15 protein-coding genes are annotated in these 19,934 nt (G+C 62.4%); 6 read left to right on the forward strand and 9 right to left on the reverse strand.

Annotated elements, in window-relative coordinates; genetic code table 11:
- Nucleotides 1-3: 3 nt before the first annotated feature.
- The 3 genes from BCL79_RS03840 to BCL79_RS03850 form a co-directional block, all read right to left on the reverse strand.
- Nucleotides 4-3,069 (reverse strand): efflux RND transporter permease subunit, encoded by a 3,066-nt coding sequence (locus BCL79_RS03840; RefSeq protein ID WP_121037604.1) that lies wholly within the window; start codon nt 3,067-3,069, stop codon nt 4-6.
- Nucleotides 3,066-4,178: an efflux RND transporter periplasmic adaptor subunit gene (locus tag BCL79_RS03845; protein ID WP_183073665.1), complete on the reverse strand. Its 1,113-nt coding sequence runs from the start codon at nt 4,176-4,178 to the stop codon at nt 3,066-3,068. Before BCL79_RS03845 ends, BCL79_RS03840 begins: the two co-directional genes overlap by 4 nt.
- Nucleotides 4,179-4,247: 69 nt before the next feature.
- Complete coding sequence (locus tag BCL79_RS03850; protein ID WP_121037609.1) at nt 4,248-4,868, reverse strand: TetR/AcrR family transcriptional regulator; 621 nt, start codon at nt 4,866-4,868, stop codon at nt 4,248-4,250.
- 261 nt (nt 4,869-5,129) lie between these two features.
- Here BCL79_RS03850 and BCL79_RS03855 point away from each other — a divergent pair, with 261 nt between their 5' ends.
- Nucleotides 5,130-6,449, forward strand: coding sequence for an outer membrane protein transport protein (locus tag BCL79_RS03855; RefSeq protein WP_121037612.1), 1,320 nt, complete (start codon nt 5,130-5,132; stop codon nt 6,447-6,449).
- A gap of 199 nt (nt 6,450-6,648) precedes the next feature.
- On the opposite strand, the gene BCL79_RS03860 is transcribed toward BCL79_RS03855, so the two are convergent.
- Entirely contained in the window at nt 6,649-7,680 is a 1,032-nt protein-coding gene (locus BCL79_RS03860; protein ID WP_121041118.1) for a zinc-dependent alcohol dehydrogenase family protein, read from the reverse strand.
- 118 nt (nt 7,681-7,798) lie between these two features.
- Here BCL79_RS03860 and BCL79_RS03865 point away from each other — a divergent pair, with 118 nt between their 5' ends.
- On the forward strand, nt 7,799-8,755 hold the full coding sequence (locus BCL79_RS03865) for a LysR family transcriptional regulator (RefSeq protein WP_121037615.1): 957 nt from the start codon (nt 7,799-7,801) through the stop codon (nt 8,753-8,755).
- Nucleotides 8,756-8,874: 119 nt separating this feature from the next.
- Here BCL79_RS03865 and BCL79_RS03870 read toward each other — a convergent pair whose 3' ends face one another.
- From BCL79_RS03870 to BCL79_RS03885, 4 genes are all read right to left on the reverse strand, one after another.
- Nucleotides 8,875-9,846 carry a DUF1684 domain-containing protein gene (locus BCL79_RS03870; RefSeq protein WP_121037618.1) on the reverse strand — a complete coding sequence of 324 codons (972 nt, stop codon included), beginning with the start codon at nt 9,844-9,846 and terminating at the stop codon, nt 8,875-8,877.
- A 5-nt stretch (nt 9,847-9,851) separates the two neighbouring features.
- Nucleotides 9,852-12,863: a TonB-dependent receptor plug domain-containing protein gene (locus BCL79_RS03875; RefSeq protein ID WP_121037621.1), complete on the reverse strand. Its 3,012-nt coding sequence runs from the start codon at nt 12,861-12,863 to the stop codon at nt 9,852-9,854.
- Nucleotides 12,864-12,968: 105 nt separating this feature from the next.
- Nucleotides 12,969-14,045, reverse strand: coding sequence for an OsmC family protein (locus tag BCL79_RS03880; protein ID WP_183073666.1), 1,077 nt, complete (start codon nt 14,043-14,045; stop codon nt 12,969-12,971).
- Nucleotides 14,046-14,302: 257 nt separating this feature from the next.
- A complete protein-coding gene (locus BCL79_RS03885; protein WP_121041120.1) occupies nt 14,303-14,704 on the reverse strand; it encodes a nuclear transport factor 2 family protein in 402 nt (133 codons plus the stop codon).
- Nucleotides 14,705-15,079: 375 nt separating this feature from the next.
- On the opposite strand from BCL79_RS03885, the gene BCL79_RS03890 reads away from it, so the two are divergent.
- Nucleotides 15,080-15,430, forward strand: a complete 351-nt coding sequence (locus tag BCL79_RS03890) for a hypothetical protein (protein WP_147433850.1) — start codon at nt 15,080-15,082, stop codon at nt 15,428-15,430.
- A gap of 21 nt (nt 15,431-15,451) precedes the next feature.
- On the opposite strand, the gene idi is transcribed toward BCL79_RS03890, so the two are convergent.
- A complete protein-coding gene (gene idi / locus BCL79_RS03895; RefSeq protein ID WP_121037631.1) occupies nt 15,452-15,997 on the reverse strand; it encodes an isopentenyl-diphosphate Delta-isomerase in 546 nt (181 codons plus the stop codon).
- Between the two features lie 111 nt (nt 15,998-16,108).
- On the opposite strand from idi, the gene BCL79_RS03900 reads away from it, so the two are divergent.
- From BCL79_RS03900 to BCL79_RS03910, 3 genes are all read left to right on the forward strand, one after another.
- Entirely contained in the window at nt 16,109-16,828 is a 720-nt protein-coding gene (locus BCL79_RS03900) for a response regulator (RefSeq protein ID WP_121037634.1), read from the forward strand.
- Nucleotides 16,825-18,192 (forward strand): ATP-binding protein, encoded by a 1,368-nt coding sequence (locus BCL79_RS03905; protein WP_121037637.1) that lies wholly within the window; start codon nt 16,825-16,827, stop codon nt 18,190-18,192. Before BCL79_RS03900 ends, BCL79_RS03905 begins: the two co-directional genes overlap by 4 nt.
- Nucleotides 18,193-18,433: 241 nt before the next feature.
- Complete coding sequence (locus BCL79_RS03910; RefSeq protein ID WP_121037640.1) at nt 18,434-19,927, forward strand: UbiD family decarboxylase; 1,494 nt, start codon at nt 18,434-18,436, stop codon at nt 19,925-19,927.
- Nucleotides 19,928-19,934 lie beyond the last annotated feature (7 nt).

Genomic DNA, 19,934 nt, shown 5'->3' on the forward strand with positions numbered 1-19,934 from the left:
ATGTCAGGCAACGGGGGTCTTCTCCGCTCGGACCTTAAACCAGATGGCATACATCGCCGGGAGGAATACCAGCGTCATCACGGTGCCGGCGATGGTGCCGCCGATCAACGTGTAGGCAAGCGTTCCCCAGAACACTGAATGGGTCAGCGGAATGAAGGCAAGGACCGCTGCCAGGGAGGTCAAAATCACCGGGCGCGCACGGTGAACCGTCGCCTCGATGATGGCGTGGAACGTCTCCATTCCTGCCTCTTCGTTCTCGTGGATCTGACCAATGAGGATAAGCGTGTTGCGCATCAGGATGCCCGACAGTGCAATCAATCCAACCAGTGCGTTGATGCCGAACGGCTGCTGGAACAGCAGCAAGGTTGGCACCACCCCGATCAGCCCCAACGGACTGGTCATGAAGACCATGATCATTGCCGAGATGGACCGCACCTGCAGGATGATGATCAGCAACGTGATCGCCAGCATGATCGGGAACAGTGGCAGCATGGCGCTCATCGCCTTGCCGGACTCTTCAATCGCGCCGGCCTGGGCAATGGCGTAACCGTCTGGCAGCGAGGAGATGAGCGGCTCAAGCTGTTTGCTGATCGCCGCGGATACGTCCGGCGGCTGCAGGGCATCGTCGATATCACCACGCACGGTGATGGTCGGCACACGATCACGCCGGCGCAGCACCGGCTCTTCCATGCGGACCTCGACGGAGCCGATCTGCGATAGAGGCACGCGCTGGCCAGCGGCGCCAACCAAGGTGAAATCGGCAATGCGTGCGGGATCCAGGCGCGTGTCCCCGCCAGATCGAGCGACCACTTCGACGGTGCGGATGTCCTCGCGAACCGCGGTCACTGGCACCCCGCTCAGGAAGAACTGCAACTGCTGCGAGACCGACGCCGAGGTCATCCCCATCGCCTGCAAGCGGTCCTGATCCAGCGTGAAGTGCAGCGTCGGCGTGCGCACGCCCCAGTCGGTGTTGACGGTCCGCATCATCGGGCTGGCGTGCATGATCTGCTCGACCGTGGCCGCAATGCCACGGATAACGTCTAGATCCGGTCCACTCACCCGATAGGCCACCGGGTATGGCGAATACGGACCAAACACCAGCTGCGTCACGCGCACACGCGCTTCGGGCGCCAGTCCCTCGGCCACCGCGTGACGGAGCTTTGCTTTCAGTGCATCGCGCTGGTCCTGGCTGTCGGTGCGGATCACGATCTTGGCAAACGCGGGATCGGGCAATTCAGGTGAAATGGCCAGAAAGAACCGAGGCGCGCCCTGACCGATGTAAGCAGTGACGATCTTCGATTCTTCCTGCTCCGAAAGCCAGTTCTCGACTTTTTTGGTCGCCAAGCTGGTCTGTTCAATGGCGGTACCGTAGGGCATCTGCACCTCGACCAGCACCTCGGGGCGATCAGAGATCGGGAAGAACTGCTTTTTCACCAGCCCCATGCCCACCACAGCAAGCACGAACAAGCCGATCACCGAACCTGCGGCAAGCCACTTGCGTGCGATCACCCGCGCTAGGATCGATCGGAAGCGGTTGTAGCGGGGCGTGTCGTAAAGGCTGCTGTGCCCCCCTTCTACGGTTTTGAGCTCAGGGAGAAGCTTCACACCCAGGTAGGGCGTAAAGAACACCGCGACCACCCACGACACGATCAGCGCGATACCCACGATCCAGAACATGTTGCTGGTGTATTCGCCAGCAGTGGATCGGGCGAAACCATTTGGCATGAACCCTACCGCAGTCACCAGGGTACCGGCCAACATGGGCGCTGCCGTATGGCTCCAAGCGTAGGCCGATGCCTTGACCCGGCTGTAACCTTCTTCCATCTTCACCACCATCATTTCGATGGCAATGATCGCATCGTCGACCAGCAGACCGAGCGCCAGGATCAGCGAGCCGAGCGTGATACGGTCGAAGTTCTTGCCGGTTGCGGCCATTATCAGAAACACAGCAGCCAACGTCAGCGGCACGGCCGCCGCCACCACGATACCCACTCGCCAGCCCATGCTGACGAAGCACACCAGCATCACTACTAGCAGCGCGGCGAAGAACTTCATCATGAACTCGTCAACCGACGAGCTGATGTTCACAGCCTGATCGGTGACCTTGTCCAGTGCCATACCGACGGGAAGTCCGTCGTTGATCTTTTTAACCTCCGCATCCAGTGAGGCACCAAGATCCAAGCCATTCCAACCGTCACGCATGACGATGCCCAGCAGCATGGCCGGCTCGCCGCCATTGCGGATCATGAAAGTCGACGGATCCTCATAACCACGCTTGACGGTGGCGATGTCCCGCAGTTTCAGCGTCTTGCCCTGTGCCACGATGGGCGTATCACGGATCTTTTCCAGCTGGTCCAGCGCCCCGTCCAGGCGAATGAATATCTGCGGCCCATTGGCCTCGACGGAACCGGCCGGCGTCAGGACGTTCTGCCCGTTCAGCGCCGTGAACACGTCCTGCGGCGTGATGCCCAGGTTCGCCAAACGTTCGTGGGAAAGCTCCACATAAATCCGCTCGGACTGCTCACCGATGATGTTGACCTTTTTCACACCAGGAACGTGCAGCAGCCGCTGGCGCAAAGTCTCGGCATCGCGGGCGAGCAGGCGGAACGGTTCACCCTTCGCCTTCAGTGCAAAAAGGGCAAAGGTCACGTCCGCGTATTCGTCGTTGACCATCGGGCCGATCACGCCTGCGGGCAGATTCGCGGCTTCGTCTGCCATCTTCTTGCGCGCCTGGTAGAACTCTTCCTGCACCTGCGAAGGGGGCGTGCCGTCCTGCAGCGTCAGCGTGGTGAAGGACAACCCAGGCCGGGTGTAGGTTTCGCTGCGGTCATACCAGCGCAGCTCCTGCAAGCGCTTTTCCAGCTTCTCGGCAACCTGGTCCTGCATTTCCGTGGGCGTGGCACCCGGCCAGGCCGTCACTACGGTCATGACCTTCACGGTGAACGCCGGGTCCTCCGCCCGGCCCAGCTGGAAGAACGAGACGATGCCGGCAACGGAGATCAGAAAGATCAAAAAGACCGTGATGGCGCGCTCGCGCACCGCAAGTGCCGACAGATTGAATCCACTCACGGGTGGGCTCCGTTTGCAGCGGGGCTCTTGGCCGTGTCAGACAGACGAACCACCTGCCCTTCCCGTAGTTGATGTGCGCCAAGGGCGGCCACGCGATCCGACGCTTTCAGGGCACCCTCAACCAAGGCCTGGTCATCGCCCAACTGCTTGACGGCTACCGGCGTCCAATGGGCTTTGAGCGGGTCACCACCGATCACCCATACGCCGGGACCGGTGCCAGGATCAAACAGCGCGCCCAACGGTACTTCAACGCCTGCCGCGGTGCTGGCAGGTGCTGCACCTGAGAGCTCAACCGCCACCGTTGAGCCCAACGGCAGCGGCGTATTGCCGTCTTCCAGCGTGTAGCGGGCTTCAAAGGTACGGGTGGCGGGGTCTGCCGATTCAGAGAGCACGCGCAACCTTGCGGGGATCTTGCCGCTTCCCCCGAACGAAGACGCCAAGGCGACCGAGCCGATCTGGGGACGAAGTGTCTCCGGCAGTTGGACGACCGCCTCTCGGCTGCCCGCGCGAGCAAGCCTGGCGACCATCTGTCCGGCCGCGACGACCTGGCCGGGTTCAGCGGAGATGGTCATGACCACCCCATCGGCATCGGCGACCAGCGCTGTGTATTGACTGGCATTACGCGCAACCCGGGCTTGTGCTTCAGCCGCTTTGAGCTGTGCCGATGCTGCGTCCGCCGCCGCTTTGATCTGGTCGTAAGCCGATCGGGATACAACGCCCTTTGCCGCCAGATCGCGATACCGCGCTTCGTCAGCAATCGCTTGAACGCTTTGCGCGCGGACCGCAATAACCGCCTGCTGCTGAGAGGCGGCTGCCAGGTTCAGATCAATGGGATCAATCCGGTAAAGCACGTCGCCACGCTTGACCGTTTGCCCGGTCTCTACGAGGCGTTCGGTGACCTTGCCCCCCACTCGGAAAGCCAGATCGCTCTGCACGCGTGCGGCGATGGTGCCCGTGAAGGTACGCGTGTTTCCCGCGGCCGGTTGTACTTGAGCAACCCGGACGATGGGCGGCGCAGTGCGGGGGTCGATGTGGTCCGACTTACCGCAGGCCACAAGGAACAACGGAACAACGCAGGAGACGGCTAGGACTACAAAACAGCGACGCATACGGCCTTCCGGAGTGGGATATCCGGAAGCATTGTGTTCCTAGTGACCGATATAGTCAACCGTCACACATTATGGAGCGAGACTCCTCAGAACCAGCTCCTGCATTGCCTTGGGCGCCTCCTCATGCAGCCCTGACAAGTGAGGAAGCGTCACTGGATTCAGATAAGGGACCAAGACTTGGTAGACCGCGCGGCTGGTCTGATCGAGCGGCGTCTTGTTCTCGAACGCCCCGGATGCGCGTCCCTCTTCCAGAATTTCTTCGACAAGTTGCCGGATGCGCCCTTGGTAGGCCTGGGTCGACGGCCATTGATCCGTCGCGGCCGCCACGGCAATTTCATACAGTCGGCGATCTTGCAGGAACAAGCGAAGACTGGCGTCCACGATGGCGGTGAAGAGCACCCGGAGCCGATCCGGCGCATCTGGGACCCCCTGCAAGGCGGTGTCCACGTCGCTTTCTATCTGAGTCAGGCAATTGGCACAGATCACCTCCCCGATTGCCTGCTTGGAGGCAAAAAACTTGTAGATGTAGGCCTTGGAGAAGCCGATGGCTTTGGCCAGGTCGGAGACCGTGGTCTTGTCGTAGCCGTAGTGGCTGAAATGGGCTGTGGCAGCATCGATGATCTGGGTGCGCACGTCATGCTCAGCGGGGCCGCGCCCGGCATCAAGCGCTGCGGGGATTGAAGTAGACATTGGGCAAGAGTAGCGCCCCCCAGGGATGCGAGCAAATGGTGACCATTCGGGTAGCCGTTCACAAAAAGTACAGAAGTGACGCTTGACTTCAATGGTCACTCGACGAAGAATCCGACAAACCCTGCTGGCTGATGGAAACCTGACGTCAGGCAATCCTAGGCATCACGCCGGGCGAATTACGCCGGTAGGAGGACGTCTGGGCCCCAGATATCTCCTTACGCGCGAACTGTCGGACCGACATTTGCCTGTGGAGGGCAAGCAATGACCACAAAAACGATACTCGCACTTGCGTTGCTGAGTGCTTTGGCCAGCGTGGCTGACAATGCGAGCGCCGCTGCATTCCAGTTGAAGGAAAAAAGCGCCAAGGGCCTAGGGCGGGCCTTCGCGGGCTCGATCAGCGCGCCAGGCGACGCATCGGTCATTGCCGACAACCCGGCTGCGATGCGCCTCTTAGATGGGCGCCTCTTCCAGGCTGACGCAAGCGTTGTGAACTACACGATCGACTTCAAGGGCCAAGGCAGCGACGCGCTGGGCCGCCCTCAATCTGGAGGTGGTGGTGGCGACGCGGGCGACACAAGTCCGGTGCCTGCCCTGTACTTTCACACCCCCTTGGGCGACAAGGCTCACCTTGGGCTTTCATTGACGGCACCTTTTGGCTTCAAAACCGAATACAACAGCAACTGGATTGGTCGATACAACGGCATCAAAACGGAGATCAAGGCAGTCGATCTGGGCCTCTCGTTATCCTATGACGTAAATCCCTATGTGTCCTTTGGCGCCTCAGTCTTTCTCGAACGCGCAGAAGCTGAGCTCTACGACGCCGTCGACTTTGGTGCGATTCTAGCCGGCGCCCGAGCACCAGGCTTTTCCCCCGGCAGTGCGGATGGCTACACCAGAATCGAGGCCAAGGATGACGCGGTTGGCTTCACACTGGGCGGTCTTTTCACGCCAGCGGAAGGGACCAATATTGGCATCGCGTACCGGTCCAAGGTCGACCACAAGCTCAACGATGCGGATATCAGCTTCGGCGTTCCAGCTAGTGCCGCCCCCTTCCTGGCAGCGGCCCGGCCGGGGTGGTTTGTCGACACACAAGCCAGCACTGCGCTAAATCTTCCCGCCACGCTGACCGGCAGCATCAGTCATCAAGTCAATGATCGCTGGACCGTCATGGCCGATGTCACCCGCACGGGCTGGTCGAAGTTTGCGGAAGTGCGGCTGGACTTCGACTCAGCTCAGCCCACGCGCACGTTAGACTTCGGCTATCGGGATACGACGTTTGCTTCCATCGGCGCCGAGTATCGCTATAACGAAAAGCTCACGCTGCGCGGGGGCCTTGCGACTGACCAAAGCCCGGTCACCGACAACATCCGCGATGTTCGCGTGCCAGATACCGACCGAAAGTGGGTGTCTCTGGGCGCGACCTATCGTGCGTCCCAGTCTGCCGAATACAGCTTTGGCTACACACACCTCTTCCTCGATGAGCCCGAGGTGTCATTGGTGTCGGCCACGGGAAGCACAGTGCAAGGAAAATATGATGTCGGCACAGACATCGTGGCGTTTTCCGCCGCCTACTACTTTTAAAAGAGAGGACGGGGGCCCTCACGAGTCCTCAGGCTGGCGGCGCAAGCCGCCAGCCTCCTCTGCACTGGGCAGTCGCAATCAACTCATATCGATACGACTGACAGCCAGTCTTCCTGTCCTCAAAGCGGGGCTTGATGGGTAAGCCTCGGTTGGATCCGCAGTGCTGGAACTCTGCCCGTGCGCTTCGAGTGGATTCATTTCAATAGACCCGAATCACCACCTTGCCGAATGCTCCGTCCTCAAGCCGCTTGAAGGCGACAAGCGCTTCGGAGAAGGAAAAGACCTGATCGATCACCGGCTTGATGCCGAACGAATCGATGGCATGGTTCATCTCTTGGAAAGAACGCCTGTGCCCAACGGAAACGCCGCGTAACGTGGCACGTCGGAGCTGAAGCGGGATCGCCGGCAGACGAAGTTCAGCATCTTCCATGAAGCCGATTTGGAGGATGTGCCCTCCCCCTGCCAAGGCCTCTACGGACTGTCGCAGGTTGTCGCCACCGATCATCTCTAAAATGTGGTGAGCGCCCTCGCCCTCTGTCAGTTTGACGACCGCGTGTGCCCAATCAGGCGTCTGCAGGGCGTTGATCGTTGCCCAGGCACCCAAGCTCCTTGCCCGGCTGAGTTTGTCGTCGCTGCGCGAGGTCACGATGACCCGCGCGCCCAGCGCGCTGGCAAATTGCAGGCCGAAGAGAGAGACGCCACCGGTCCCTTGGACCACGACAGTCTGTCCCGCGCGAACATCCGCCGCCTCGGTCAGTGCGAACCACGCGGTAAGCGCGGCAACTGGCAACGTGCAAGCCTCTTCATCGGTGAGTGAGCTAGGCGAGTGGACCGCAGCGTCCTCGTGGATGACCACGTATTCGGCGAGCATGCCTGGCAGCGGGCCGCCGAGCGAAAGGCCGTGTCGGAGCATCTCAACGGGCGGATCATCATCCAGCCATTGGGTCCAGAAGTTGCCAACAATCCTGTCCCCGGCCTTGAATCGAGTCGTGCCCGCTCCCGTCGCGACCACTGCGCCCGCCATGTCGGATACGGGAACAAACGGCATTGCGGGATGATCTTGGAGCAACGCGCGATTGATGACCAACGTATCTCGATAGTTCAGAGACACCGCTGCGACCTTCACCAGCAGCTCGTTGGGACCCGGCGCAGGGATAGGGCGCTGAACCATCTCAAGATGCGACAACCCCGTTGCTGGCAGCTGCCAGACCTTCATCATCGTGTTCGTCATGTTCAATTCTCTGGCACCTCGCATCATCGCGGTGCCTCAGTCTATTGACAATTAATCGTCTCCATTGATTAATTATTCTATATACACTGACAACCTAAACTTGCCAACTCGAAATCCTATGTCCACTTACAGCGCTTCGCGCCTTCAAGGCATCAGCGTGTTCGTTCAATCAGTAGATGCCGGCAGCTTCACCGCCGCAGCTCAACGGCTGGGCGTCACCAAATCAGCGGTCGGCAAGAGCGTTTCAACTCTGGAGCGGCGGCTCGGAATTCGCCTGCTGGAGCGCACGACGCGTCGACTGGCGCTCACCGAAGAGGGATCGGACTTCTACCAAAGCTGCCTGAAGGTGCTCGCAGAACTGGACGAGGCCGAAGCACGTGCGGCGTCTCGCCGACGCGAAGTTGCAGGCACCTTGCGTATCAGCTTGCCGGTAAGTTTCGGCAGGCGATGGGTCATGCCCCAATTGCTAGAATTGGCACGGAGCCATCCCAAGCTCCGCTTGGAAGTAGGGTTCTCCGATCGCGCCGTCGACCTCCTCGAGGAAGGATTCGATATGGTCGTGCGGCTGGGTGACCCCGGCAACAGCTCGTCCCTCTCTTCCCGAAATCTCGGTCATCAACGATTGATCACCTGCGCCTCACCGGCATACTTGGCAGAGCGCGGCTCGCCTGCACACTTAGCCGATTTGGCCGCGCACGACTGCGTTACCTTTGGCAGCTTGGGACGAATTCTGCCTTGGGCGCTGCTCGACGACACCGGTCGAGTGGCCGAGGTCGCCATCAATGGACGGCACATCATCAGCGACGGGGAGGCGCTACGCAGCGCAGTACTTGATGGACTGGGTATTGCTCAGCTTCCGACCTGGCTTGTTGCAGATGAACTGTGTAGCGGGAAACTCGTCGCCATCCTGGCTCCGCAAGGCGTTGAAGGCCAGCCTATCCAGGCCTTGTGGCCAGCAACACGCGATCTTGCGCCAAAGATCAGGGCAACGGTTGACCAGCTACTTGCGTCATTTGTACCTTTGGCGCCTTGGGATGCCCGGCGGTCGGGCAAAGAAGCCGCTCCCCAGAGGTGATCCGGGAGTCAATGGACTGTTTGACGCGAGCGGCCAGCGGACGTGTTCTCGGCAATTGACACGAAAGAGAGCGGCGCGATGTGCCAGACCTCGGTTTCAGGTATACGGCAGAAGTCCGCTCAGTGCTGGGCGAGCGCGTACTTTTTCTCGCCTGCCAGCACCGCCAGCCGTACGCGCTGACCACGGTCATCTTCCACCGCCAGGCGGTTCTCCGGCGGCGGCAGTGGGCAGGTGGCGAAATCCGTGTAAGCGCAGGGCGGGTTGTAGGCGCGATTGAAGTCCAGCGTGACCGTGCCGTCCGCCGCCACGGGGCCGGTGCGAAGATAGCGTCCCACTCCATAAGTCTGCCGGCCGGTGGTCTGGTCCTGAAACATCAAGTTCAGGCTCTTCGCCGGATCGCCCAATGCCTCCAGCCGCCATTGGCGACCATCCTGTTCGAACTGTACGTAACCGGGGTTCGGGGCATCGGCGACCTCGCCGATCACGCTCACAATCGGCAGGGTCTTGCCGGCGGGGTGCGGAACGAACCGTGCCTGCACACTCCAGCGCTCTTCGGGTGGGAAAAAGTCCAGGCCGGTGAAATGCAGCCGCGCCGGTGCATCGGCGTGGCGCACCCGCAAGGCCACACGCTGACCGCGCTTGATCACCGTGATCTGGCCTCTGCCCCCGTCATAAGCCAGCTTGGTCCCAGCCCCCTTTCCCTCAGGATTCAAGCGCACCTCGCCGTGAACGGACCTGCCGTCGGCAGTGACACGCTCGCCTTCAACGGGCGTGAAGTACACGCCATCCGCTCGCTGCTCCACCTGGCCCAGTCGATCCGGTGCGATGGCCAGCTCGAGGGTGTTGCCCGCCCCAGCACCCACGCTTTGCGTTCCGGCCTCGATCCAGTGCAGCCCGATCAGGCTGATCCAGCCATCGGCCTTGCCCAGATCCGCCGCACGGTCTTTCACCCATGCGGCGTGCTCGCCCGCGAAATCCGGCACAGGGGGCGCGGCAGCGCAGGCCTGCGCCGAGGTGGGGTCGGCCTGGGGGCTGCACGCAACCGCAGCCAGGACGAACAGCAGGCAGAAGGCACGTGTGTAGGTATTCATGCGGATCACCAGTTCTTGGAAATGCCAACGTGCAGGTAACGTCCGTAGGTTTCATGCAACGCGCTCAGGTAGTTGCCCGAAGCATTGAGCGGCGGTTCTTCGTTGAACAGGTTGCGTGCGCCGACTTCCACCGAAGTGCCGTTGAGGCGCCCTTCGTTGAAATCCTTCTTTACCGACAACGCCCAGCGCTGGGTGGCCTTGACGACGTAGGGCGTGCGGTCGGAATATGCGCCGGCCCTGACGCTGCCGATGTAATCGTCGCGCAGGCGGACCGTCCAGTCCTGCAGGTTCCAGATGAACGTGGCACTGCCCCGCCATTCGGGCTTTGCGCCGTTGATGCCGACCTCGTTGGCCGCGCCCAAGTCGGGCGCGATGATGTTCAATTGCCCGTTCGCAATGGCTGCCGCTACCTGCTGGATCTCGGCGGGCTTCTGCTGGGTATATTCCCCGAGTTGACTGACGCTGAGCAGGACCGCGAAGTTGCCCCACGCCGTGTCGCGCACGCGCCAATTGAAGTTGTAGTCCACGCCCGAAGCCGTCAGCGGCCGGCGGTTCTGGTAGCGGTTGTAGATATGCGTCACCACGCCCGCAGGCGCAAGCCCGGACCCTTCAAACAACGCCGCGTCTTCGGCCGTAACCGCAGCACGCACCACGTTCGCATTGCTACTGCCTTCCACCACGCGCAGGTAGGTGTCGTAAAGCAGCTCCTCACCCAGGGTGTTGATCGGGTTTTCTACTTCCACCCTCCAGGCATCCACGCTCAGGCTGATCGCGCCCAGACGTTCGGGCAGAAATTGCGGCTCCAGTACCGCGCCCCATGATGACTGTCGGGTAGTCTCCGGTTTGACGTCATCTCCGTAGGAGGTCACCGCGCTCACCGTTGGTTTGACCTGCGAACCACTGCTGTAAGCATTCAAGCAGGCGGTGTAATCGGGCTGCGCGCCCTTGCTGATCAACGCGTGACAGCGGACCGCATCGTTGTTGAAGCCGAACCCGTAGGTCGGCGGCGAGTTCACCAGCTCCAGCCCCGGCGCGCGGAAGCCGCCACTGATCGAGCCACGCAGCAGCACACTTTCATTCACCTTCCAGGCCGCCGCCAGTTTCGGCTTGGCCACTCTACCGGCATCGCTGTAGTCCTCCCAGCGACCTGCGATCTGCAGGTCCAGCGATTGAACCAGTGGCACATTCTGCGCAGGCGAGATCAACGGCACCGCAAGTTCGATCAGGGCCGATTTGACATTGCGGCTGCCGTGGACATCCGGTCGCGGGCTATGCGTGAAGAAATTGCTGGCCGCGACGGTGCCGGTATACCAATCCGTATAAGGATGGCTGCCATCGATATTCTTATCGCGATCATCGGTACGGCTTTCATACCGGTACTCAACGCCCGCGGCGAGGCCAATGTCACCGGCATACCAGCTCACGAGGTCTGGGCGATTGACCTTGAAGTCCCACAGCGCCAGTTCGGTCGTCCCTTCGCGCGTCGCCTCGCCAATGAACGAGGACGTATCGTAGGGCGTAGCATCCCCTACCCGAATACTGGCCGGATCACCGCCACTGAACGGGTTGTAGGCACCGGCATCGGTGCGGCTCACTGCGGTGATGAAGGCATCGGTCAGCCCACCCTGCTGCGTGTCGGTGCTGCGAGCACGCGAGTACAGCAAGGCCGTTTCCCAGTTCCAGCCGCTTTCGGTCCAACCGCGAAGGCCCAGCAGGAGGCGCGACTGATCGTTGTCCACCTTGACCCGGCGGATCCCGGAATCGGCGAACTGGTAGTTCAGCAGCCGGATCGCATCGGCACCGCGCAGGGATTCGGGCACCCAATACGCATCCGGCCGGATATGCAGCAGGAAACCGTCCCCGCCGAATCCCGACTCGCTGCTCACCCAGGATTCGGAGGTGGCCCGGTAGTAGCCCAGCTCACCAAACAACTGCATGCTGTCGGTGAGATCGAAGCGACCGCTGGCGAACACATTTCCCTTGCGGATGGACGGTGACGAGGTGATGCCCGGCTCGGCGGCCGAATCATAGTGATAGCGCGTCGGCACCGTGCCGGAGATCAGCGCGCCGGTGGCCGGATCGACATGCCAGCTGCCGGTGCGCCGGCCATCGGCGTACGTGTCGAAATGACCCCACGGCGTTCGCGTGCTGAAGCCGGCCGTGCCGTCGGGATTGGGCACGCTGGTGCCATCGCCCAGCGGCCGGCGACCGTCGGTCGCGGTGAACCAGGCATCGGAATTACGCTGCGCCGTGCGCCGGGAAACGCCATACAGCACCGAGATGTTGCCGCGGCCGTCGGCAAAATCACTGCCGAAGTAGCCGTCCAGGGAGACATCTTCGCGGTGACCGTCCGTGACCTTGCCGTAGTTCAGCTTGATGCCACCGCCATTCTGCAGGTTGCTCGGCGTCACCAGATCGGCCACGCCGGCCACGGCGTCGGAGCCGTAGATCGAGGCCGCACCATCGAGCAGCAGGTTGACGCGCTCCAGGCCGAAGGTCGGAATCGCATTGGCGTTGTAGGTGGTGTCATCGCCGCTGTTGCTGATAGGGTGCTGCACGGTACGGCGGCCGTTGATCAGCAGCAGCGTGTACTTGGCGCCGAGGTTGCGCAGGTTGATCGAGCCCACGTCGCCGCGGGCGACATTGGAGTTCCGCCCTGCGTTGGTGGTGCCCTTTTCCGTGACGGCGACATCACCGAACTGCGGCAGGCTGCGGAACAACTCGTTGCCGTTCGTCGCCAGGGTGGCATCGATCTGCTCGCGGTCCACAGCCACCACCGGCAAGGCTGCCTGCGCGCCGCCACCGGCGATCTGCGACCCGAGTACCGAGACCTTGTCCAACAGCCGGGCATCGGTACGCTGTCGTTCCGGATCAAGCCCCGCTTCTTCCGCCGCCTGCGCCCCGGGCGCCAGCAGCGTGCACAGGGCAAGCGCCAGACGGCCGCGACGCGGCAGCAGCCCCTGCACGTCGTACCACGGATGCTTCACGGCCGGCTGCGAACGAAGAACGCGCGTCATTGAGTATTCCCAAGTCGTTTCTGGAGAGCACGGTGGGCCCGGGCGCCGCGCCTACGGTGTCCCCGGGAGAATCGCGGCCGGCAGGGCCGCGGCGCGCAGGCGCGCTTAGTCGTTCACTTCCGCATACGCGCCGCGGACGATGCTGCCTTCCAGCTTCTGCTCGTCCTTGACCAGGTTGTAGAGCGGACAGGTGGCTTCGACCGACTGACGCAGCGCGTCGATGTCTTTTTCAGACGCCGGCGACTCAATCCTCACCTTGTAGCGGATGTCGCTGTAGCGGGCCGGCGAGCGGACATTGCTGCCGAAGCGCGGGCTGAGCTGCCCATCAACGGTGAGTTCCAGCGCGTCCAGCAGCACGTTTCGTCCCGCCGCCTGCACCTCGAAAATGTGGGTCAGGCAGGTGCCGGTCACGCCGAGCAGGTGTTCCTCCACCGTGGGCGCCAGCCCGTAGCCCAGCAGGCCCGGCGCGCTGTCGTGCAGTTGCTGGTGGTAGCCATCCTTGCCCAGGAACACGCGACGCAGTCCGGTGCGCGGTTCGACATGGGCACGCGCCACCAGCGTTTCCGGCTCCGCTTTTTCCTTGCCGGCGGCTGGCTTGCCTTGCCTGGCCAGCACGGCCGGGCGCTTCTCTTCGGTGATGAAATCACGCAGGCCGGGCGGAAGCCCGGGATCGCGCACTGCCGCGCTGTGGATGTATTCGACCTCGGCGTGGCTGACCTGCTGCGGCTTTGTCACCAGATCGATGGCCGAGGAATTGGCGTGCACCGCGCGCTTGAGCGTGTCGAGCTGCGCATCGGTGGCCGGCGAGTCGATGTAGGCCACATAGGAAAGATTGTTGGGATATGCCAGGGTCTCGCTCTTGCGCTCAGGGATGCTGGTGAACACCACATCCAGCGCATCCAGTGGCACGTCCTGCACCGCCGCCTGCACGATGTACTCATCGGCCACCGAGCTGGCCAGCGTGCCGACCAGCGAATCCCAGGAACCAGCACCCAGGTTGTACCCGGCGTAGTTGCGGCCACTGTCGCTAATGTACTGGAACTCGCCGGTTGGCCCGATGCGCAGGCGGCGTACGCCGGAGCGGCTTTCGGCGGTGACCTTGGCATGGATTTTCGTGGGCGGCACCACCTGGGCCGACTGCGCTTCAATGGCCGCGCGCTTGGCCGCAAGGTGCGTGCGCAATGGAGACGCTGAATCCTGTGCAGAGCACACTAGCGGTGCTGTCAGCAGCAGGATCGCGGACAATGCTGTCCCGATGATGACCTTGGGCGATGGCGCACAACGGGCGATGGACATGGGTGGGCGGGCTCCTGAACAGATCTGAACAAGAGCTCACTCTTTCATGTTGCAACGCTGCGTTTAAATAACCGTTGGCAATTCTGATATTCGCACGCGGTGATGAAGGACATGTTCGCTTGGTTCAACGCATGCGTTTCCCTTCAAACAACCGCTTGGGCTACGGCGAAGCTGTCTTCGAACATGCGGAACCTGGTGATCTTTCCGTCGTCGACAAGGATGTCGAGCGCAAACTCGGTGGAGATCAGTTTGTCCGTCTGCCGGACGCGGGAGGCCAGCTCGCCCAGAATGATTGCGCGTCGGCCCTGCACGATCACGTCCGATATCTTGAATGCCTCAGAGATGATCAGCTGGCGGATCTGCCGATAGAACTCTGCGGCACCGGCCTGCCCGTTCTTCCGTCCGATCCAAGGAACATTCGCTATGTCACCTGCGATGTAAAAGTCGACGTCGTCGCTGAACAACGCCCCGATTTGCTCAACCGGTGCCCCTTGGCCCGTCAGGGAAATGAATCCGTCTACTACCTGCTGCGTGCTCTGGGTCATGACCATCCGTATATGTGTAATTCTCACGACATAAAGCGTACGCTTGCCAAGGCACAATGTGCAATCAGGTCCGACAGAGTTCGCCCAGACATGCCCACTGCCGCACGCGGCCGTCCCCGTAGCTTCGACCGTGACCAGGCTGTGCACCAGGCCATGCTGGCGTTCTGGGACGATGGCTATGAGCGCACCTCGGTTGCGAGCCTGGTAGAGCTGATTCGGATCAGGTCGCCCAGCTTCTAAGCCGCGTTTGGCTCTAAAGAGGCACTGTTCCTTGAAGCGCTGGAGCTGTACAGATCCACCATAGGCAGTAAGACCCTGGCAGCACTTGAGAGCGCCGCGGGGCGCGCCGCGATCTCGGCCTTTCTGAAGCAGTGCGTGATTAACGCCACTATGCGAGCTTCCAGCGGCTGCCTGATCACGCTTGGCGGGCAAGCCTCCACCCACGCAAGCGTCGCCTCCACTGCCGTTGCGTCGCTCCAAGCGGCAACGTGGGCGGCGGTATATCGGCGCCTGCAATTGTCACTTTCGGAGGGCGCGCTGTCCGCAACGGCAGATCTGTCGGCGCTCGCCGACTTCTTGATCACCGTTGTTGATGGGATATCGTTGCAGGCCCAACGAGGGACAAAAGCTCCTGCGCTTGAGAGTGCAGCCACCATGGCTGTGAACGCGCTGCCTTGGATCGAGCCAGGCAGCCAGCGCCCCTCCATGGCGGATACCGTCGACTGACTGATGAGCATCCAAACGCAGTCAACACAGATCTCTGAGCAATGGCCACTCAATCTTGAGCCATGGGGTGTAGACATCTGGTTCTTCGCCGAGCAGAGCATCCAGCTCGTACCGGTCAACCCATCGATACGCACTGATCTCGGCAGGATCGATATTCAGGTCAGTGCTGTCCAAGACAGCTGAGTAGACATGGCACAGCTCGTACTCGCTGCCAACGTCCAAGTACCGCGCCCGGTAGATGAAGCTGAAGTGCCAAGTCAACGGCGAGTTCAGCATTACGCCCAATTCCTCCCGCGCTCGTCGAAAAACTGCGTCGGCCATGGCCTCACCCCATCTGGGGTGCGAACAACAACTGTTCGCCCAGAAGCCTGGCCAGAGAGGCTTCAGCGCGCTGCGCTGCTGCAGCAGCAGCTGACCCTGACGGTTGAACAGGAAGAGCGAGAACGCCCTATGAAGCTCGCCCTCACCGGCATGACAATCCGCCTTGGAGATAGGCCCGAGCAGCTCATCATTGGTCGATACAGCGATCAGCGGCAGTTCAACGCAGGTAGCGAGAGGGGTGTCCATATCCCGAACCTAACAGGGTAGGCGGAGACGCTTGTGGCGAAATGTGGCGACATTACTGCGGGCGGCTTGCTACCTTTGCTACTCATTCCCGCGTGCTACTCCACCCTTCCCGTGACCCACCTCCTGGTTGTCGACGACCACCGTTCGATCCGCGATCCGTTGGCCGCCTACCTGCGCCGGCAGGGCTTCGAGGTGACCACTGCCTGTGATGGCGTGGAGACGCGCGCGCGCCTGAAGGAACAGTCCTTTGACCTGGTGGTACTGGATCGCATGCTGCCCGGTGAAGACGGCATGTCACTGTGCCGGCATATCGGCCAGGACTTCGGCACGCCCGTGATCATGCTCACCGCGAAGGCCGAGCACGCCGATCGCATCACCGGCCTGGACGAGGGCGCGGATGACTATGTAACCAAACCCTTCAGCGTGGATGAGCTGGTAGCACGCATCCGCAGCGTACTGCGCCGCTCGGCTGGCAGCGGGCCCAGCCTGCGCAGCGGGCGAGAATCCGGGCAACTGCGCTTCGCAGGCTGGTCGCTGGACCTGCTGCACCGGAACCTGCGTGACCCATTGGGCGTGGAAGTGGCGTTGAGCACCGTGGAGTACCGCCTTCTACGCGTGTTCCTGGAGCGGCCCAACCAAGTGCTCAGCCGCGACGACCTGCTCGACCTCAGCCGGCGCGACAACGTCAGCTTTGATCGCAGCATCGACAGTCAGATCAGCCGATTGCGACGCAAGCTGGAAGACGACCCTCGCCACCCCACCCTGCTCAAGACCATCTGGGGTGATGGTTACCTGCTCGCGGCGAGCGTCGAACACGCGCCGGCCCCATGAGATACCTCCCGCACAGCTTGGGCGGGCAGCTGGTCTTGCTGATGCTCGGTGGTTTCGTGCTGGGGCATCTGTTCGGCACGCTTGGCCTCTGGCAGCAGTCAGGCGTTCTGCACCCGATTGCGCGTGACCATGCGCTCTCGCGCACGGTCACCGCCTATCGGCTGGCACAACAGCAAACGGTGGGTGCCGACAGTTGGCTGAGCGCCTTCAACAACAACGTGGCGCAACTTTGGATCGACCGTCAGGCCAGCGCGGCGGGCACCTCAGAACGTGAGCAGTCACTGGCGGCGGACTTGCGGCGGCGGCTGCCCGACAGCATCATCGCCGTGCGCATGCCCTGCCGCGATGACGCTGCCACCCGGCTGCTCGACCCCGCCGTGGACCGCGCCGGCACCGGGCTGGAATGCGTGGAGATCAACCTCGCACTCGGCCAGGGTCGCTGGCTGCACACCCGCCAGGCCTTGCCGGTGCAGTCGCTGTGGCGCGAGAGCTGGCAGCGGCTGCGTTTCTCGCTGCTGGTGGGCATCCCGCCGGTGCTGATCCTGCTGTACGTCTTCGTCAATCGCATCCTGCGCCCCACCACCGCCTTGACCGATGCGGCCGAGCGCATGAGCCGCGGCGAGCGCATCGATCCCCTCTCGCTGCAGGGCCCCGATGAGATCCGCGAGATCGCCCGGGCCTTCAACGACATGCACGAGCGCACCACGCGCTTTGTCGATGAGCGCACCCGCATGCTCGCTGCGATCAGCCACGACCTGCGCACGCCACTGACCTCGCTGGAACTGCAGGCCGCCATGCTGCCCGACAGCCAGGAGCGCAGCGAGCTGCTGCGCACGCTGGAGGAAGTGCGGCAGATGGTCAACGAGACGCTACGCTTTGCCACCCACAACGCACGCAGCGAAGGCAGTGAAGCGGTGGCACTGGACGCCTTGCTGGCCGAGGTCTGCCAGCGCCACCGCAGCATGGGCCATGTGATCGCACTGGATGCGCCGCAGCCGGTCACCTACCGATGCCGTCCGGTCGCCATGCGGCGTGCGCTGGACAACCTGATCGTCAATGCCCTGCGCCACGGCCAGCACGTGAGCGTGGCCCTTCGCGACCAAGGCGCGGACGGCGTGTGCATCGAGATCGCCGATGACGGCCCAGGCATCGCCGAGGACATGCTGCAACGCGTGTTCGAGCCGTTCTTCCAGCTCGACCAGGCCCGGCACCGCGAATCGGGCAGCAGCGTTGGCCTGGGCCTGGCCATCGCGCGCGACTGCGTGCAGGCCCATGGCGGCCGCATCGAATTGAGCAACCGCGCCGCAGGCGGGCTGCAGGCCCGCATCCTGCTGCCACCGCCGCACGCGCGCTCGGCCGGCTGAGTCCGCGGCCCTGTTTGTTGCAGGGCGTCACACTTTTACATAGTTTCCGGCGCCCGCCGCCCTACCCTGTGTCCATGCAAAAGGCGTCACGTGCCCGCACTCCCCTGCGGCACGGGCGCCTTTTTTGTTTTTCTTTTATTCTTATAAATCAATTACTTAAACTGATTTAAATCAATGCAGCGGTCCACGGTGAAGCGGAGTATCGGCATCAACACACCGATCCCCCACCGGAGACACCCTGATGAGCAAGACCCTTCCCCGCAACGTTGACGTGCACGACCTGCGCTCGGCACTGGCGCTGCTGCAGACCTACGACGACGAGTACATCGAGACCAACGAACCGGTCGATCCCGAGGCCGAACTGTCCGGCGTGTACCGCTACGTCGGCGCTGGCGGCACCGTGCAGCGCCCCACCCGCGTCGGCCCGGCGATGATGTTCAACAAGGTCAAGGGCTACCCGGACGTGCGTGTGCTGATCGGCCTGCTGGCCTCGCGCCAGCGTGTGGCCCGCATGTTTGGCGTCCCTAAGGAAAAGCTCGGCTTCCTGCTGCGCGATTCGGTGGACAACGCCATCGCCCCGGTCGTCATCCCGCGCGAGCAGGCTGCCTGCCAAGAAGTGGTGCACCTGGCCACCGATCCCGGCTTCGACCTGCGCACGCTGCTGCCGGCGCCCAAGAACACCCCCGAAGATGCCGGCCCGTACTTCACCCTGGGCATGTGCTACGCCGCCGATCCGGAAACCGGCGAACACGACGTCACCATCCACCGCCTCTGCGTGCAGAGCAAGGATGAGATCTCCATGTACTTCGTGCCCGGTCGCCACCTGGACCAGTTCCGGATCAAGGCCGAGCAGGCCGGCAAGGCGCTGCCGATCACCATCAGCATCGGCGTGGACCCGGCCATCGAGATCGGTGCCTGCTTCGAGCCGCCGACCACCCCGCTGGGCTTTGATGAACTGTCCATCGCCGGCGGCCTGCGTGGACGCGCTGTGGAACTGGTGGAAGGCGTGGCCGTGGGTGCACGCGCGATTGCCAATGCGGAGATCGTCATCGAAGGCGAGCTGATGCCCAACTACCGCGTGCGTGAGGACCAGAATACCAACACCGGCAAGGCCATGCCCGAGTTCCCCGGCTATACCGGCGAAGCCAAGATGGAAGTGCCGGTGATCAAGGTAAAGGCCATCACCCACCGTCGCGACCCGATCCTGCAGACCTGCATCGGCCCCAGCGACGAACACACCAACATGGCCGGCATCCCCACCGAGGCCAGCATCCTGCAATTGGTGGAACGCGCCCTGCCCGGCTTCGTGCAGAACGTGCATTGCCCCTCGCCGGGTACCGGCAAGTACGTGGCGGTGCTGCAGGTCAAAAAGCGCAGCGGCCAGGACGAAGGTCGCCAGCGCCAAGCCGCCCTGCTCGCCTTTGCCGCCTTCTCCGAGCTCAAGCACGTGTTCCTGGTGGACGAGGACGTGGACCTGTTCGACATGAACGACGTGGTCTGGGCCATGACCACCCGCTACCAGGGCGACGTCAGCACGGTCTTCATTCCCGGCGTGCGCTGCCATCCGCTCGACCCCTCGCAGGACCCCGCGTTCAGCCCGTCGATCCGCGACCACGGCATCACCTGCAAGGCGATCTTCGATTGCACGGTGCCCTACAAGCTGAAGGCCAACTTCCAGCGCTCGCAGTTCATGGATGTGGACGTCAGTCGCTTCATCCCCGGCTTCATCAAGTAAGCGGAGT

Origin of the sequence: Stenotrophomonas rhizophila, assembly GCF_003651185.1 — a bacterium.
Classification (GTDB): domain Bacteria; phylum Pseudomonadota; class Gammaproteobacteria; order Xanthomonadales; family Xanthomonadaceae; genus Stenotrophomonas; species Stenotrophomonas maltophilia_Z.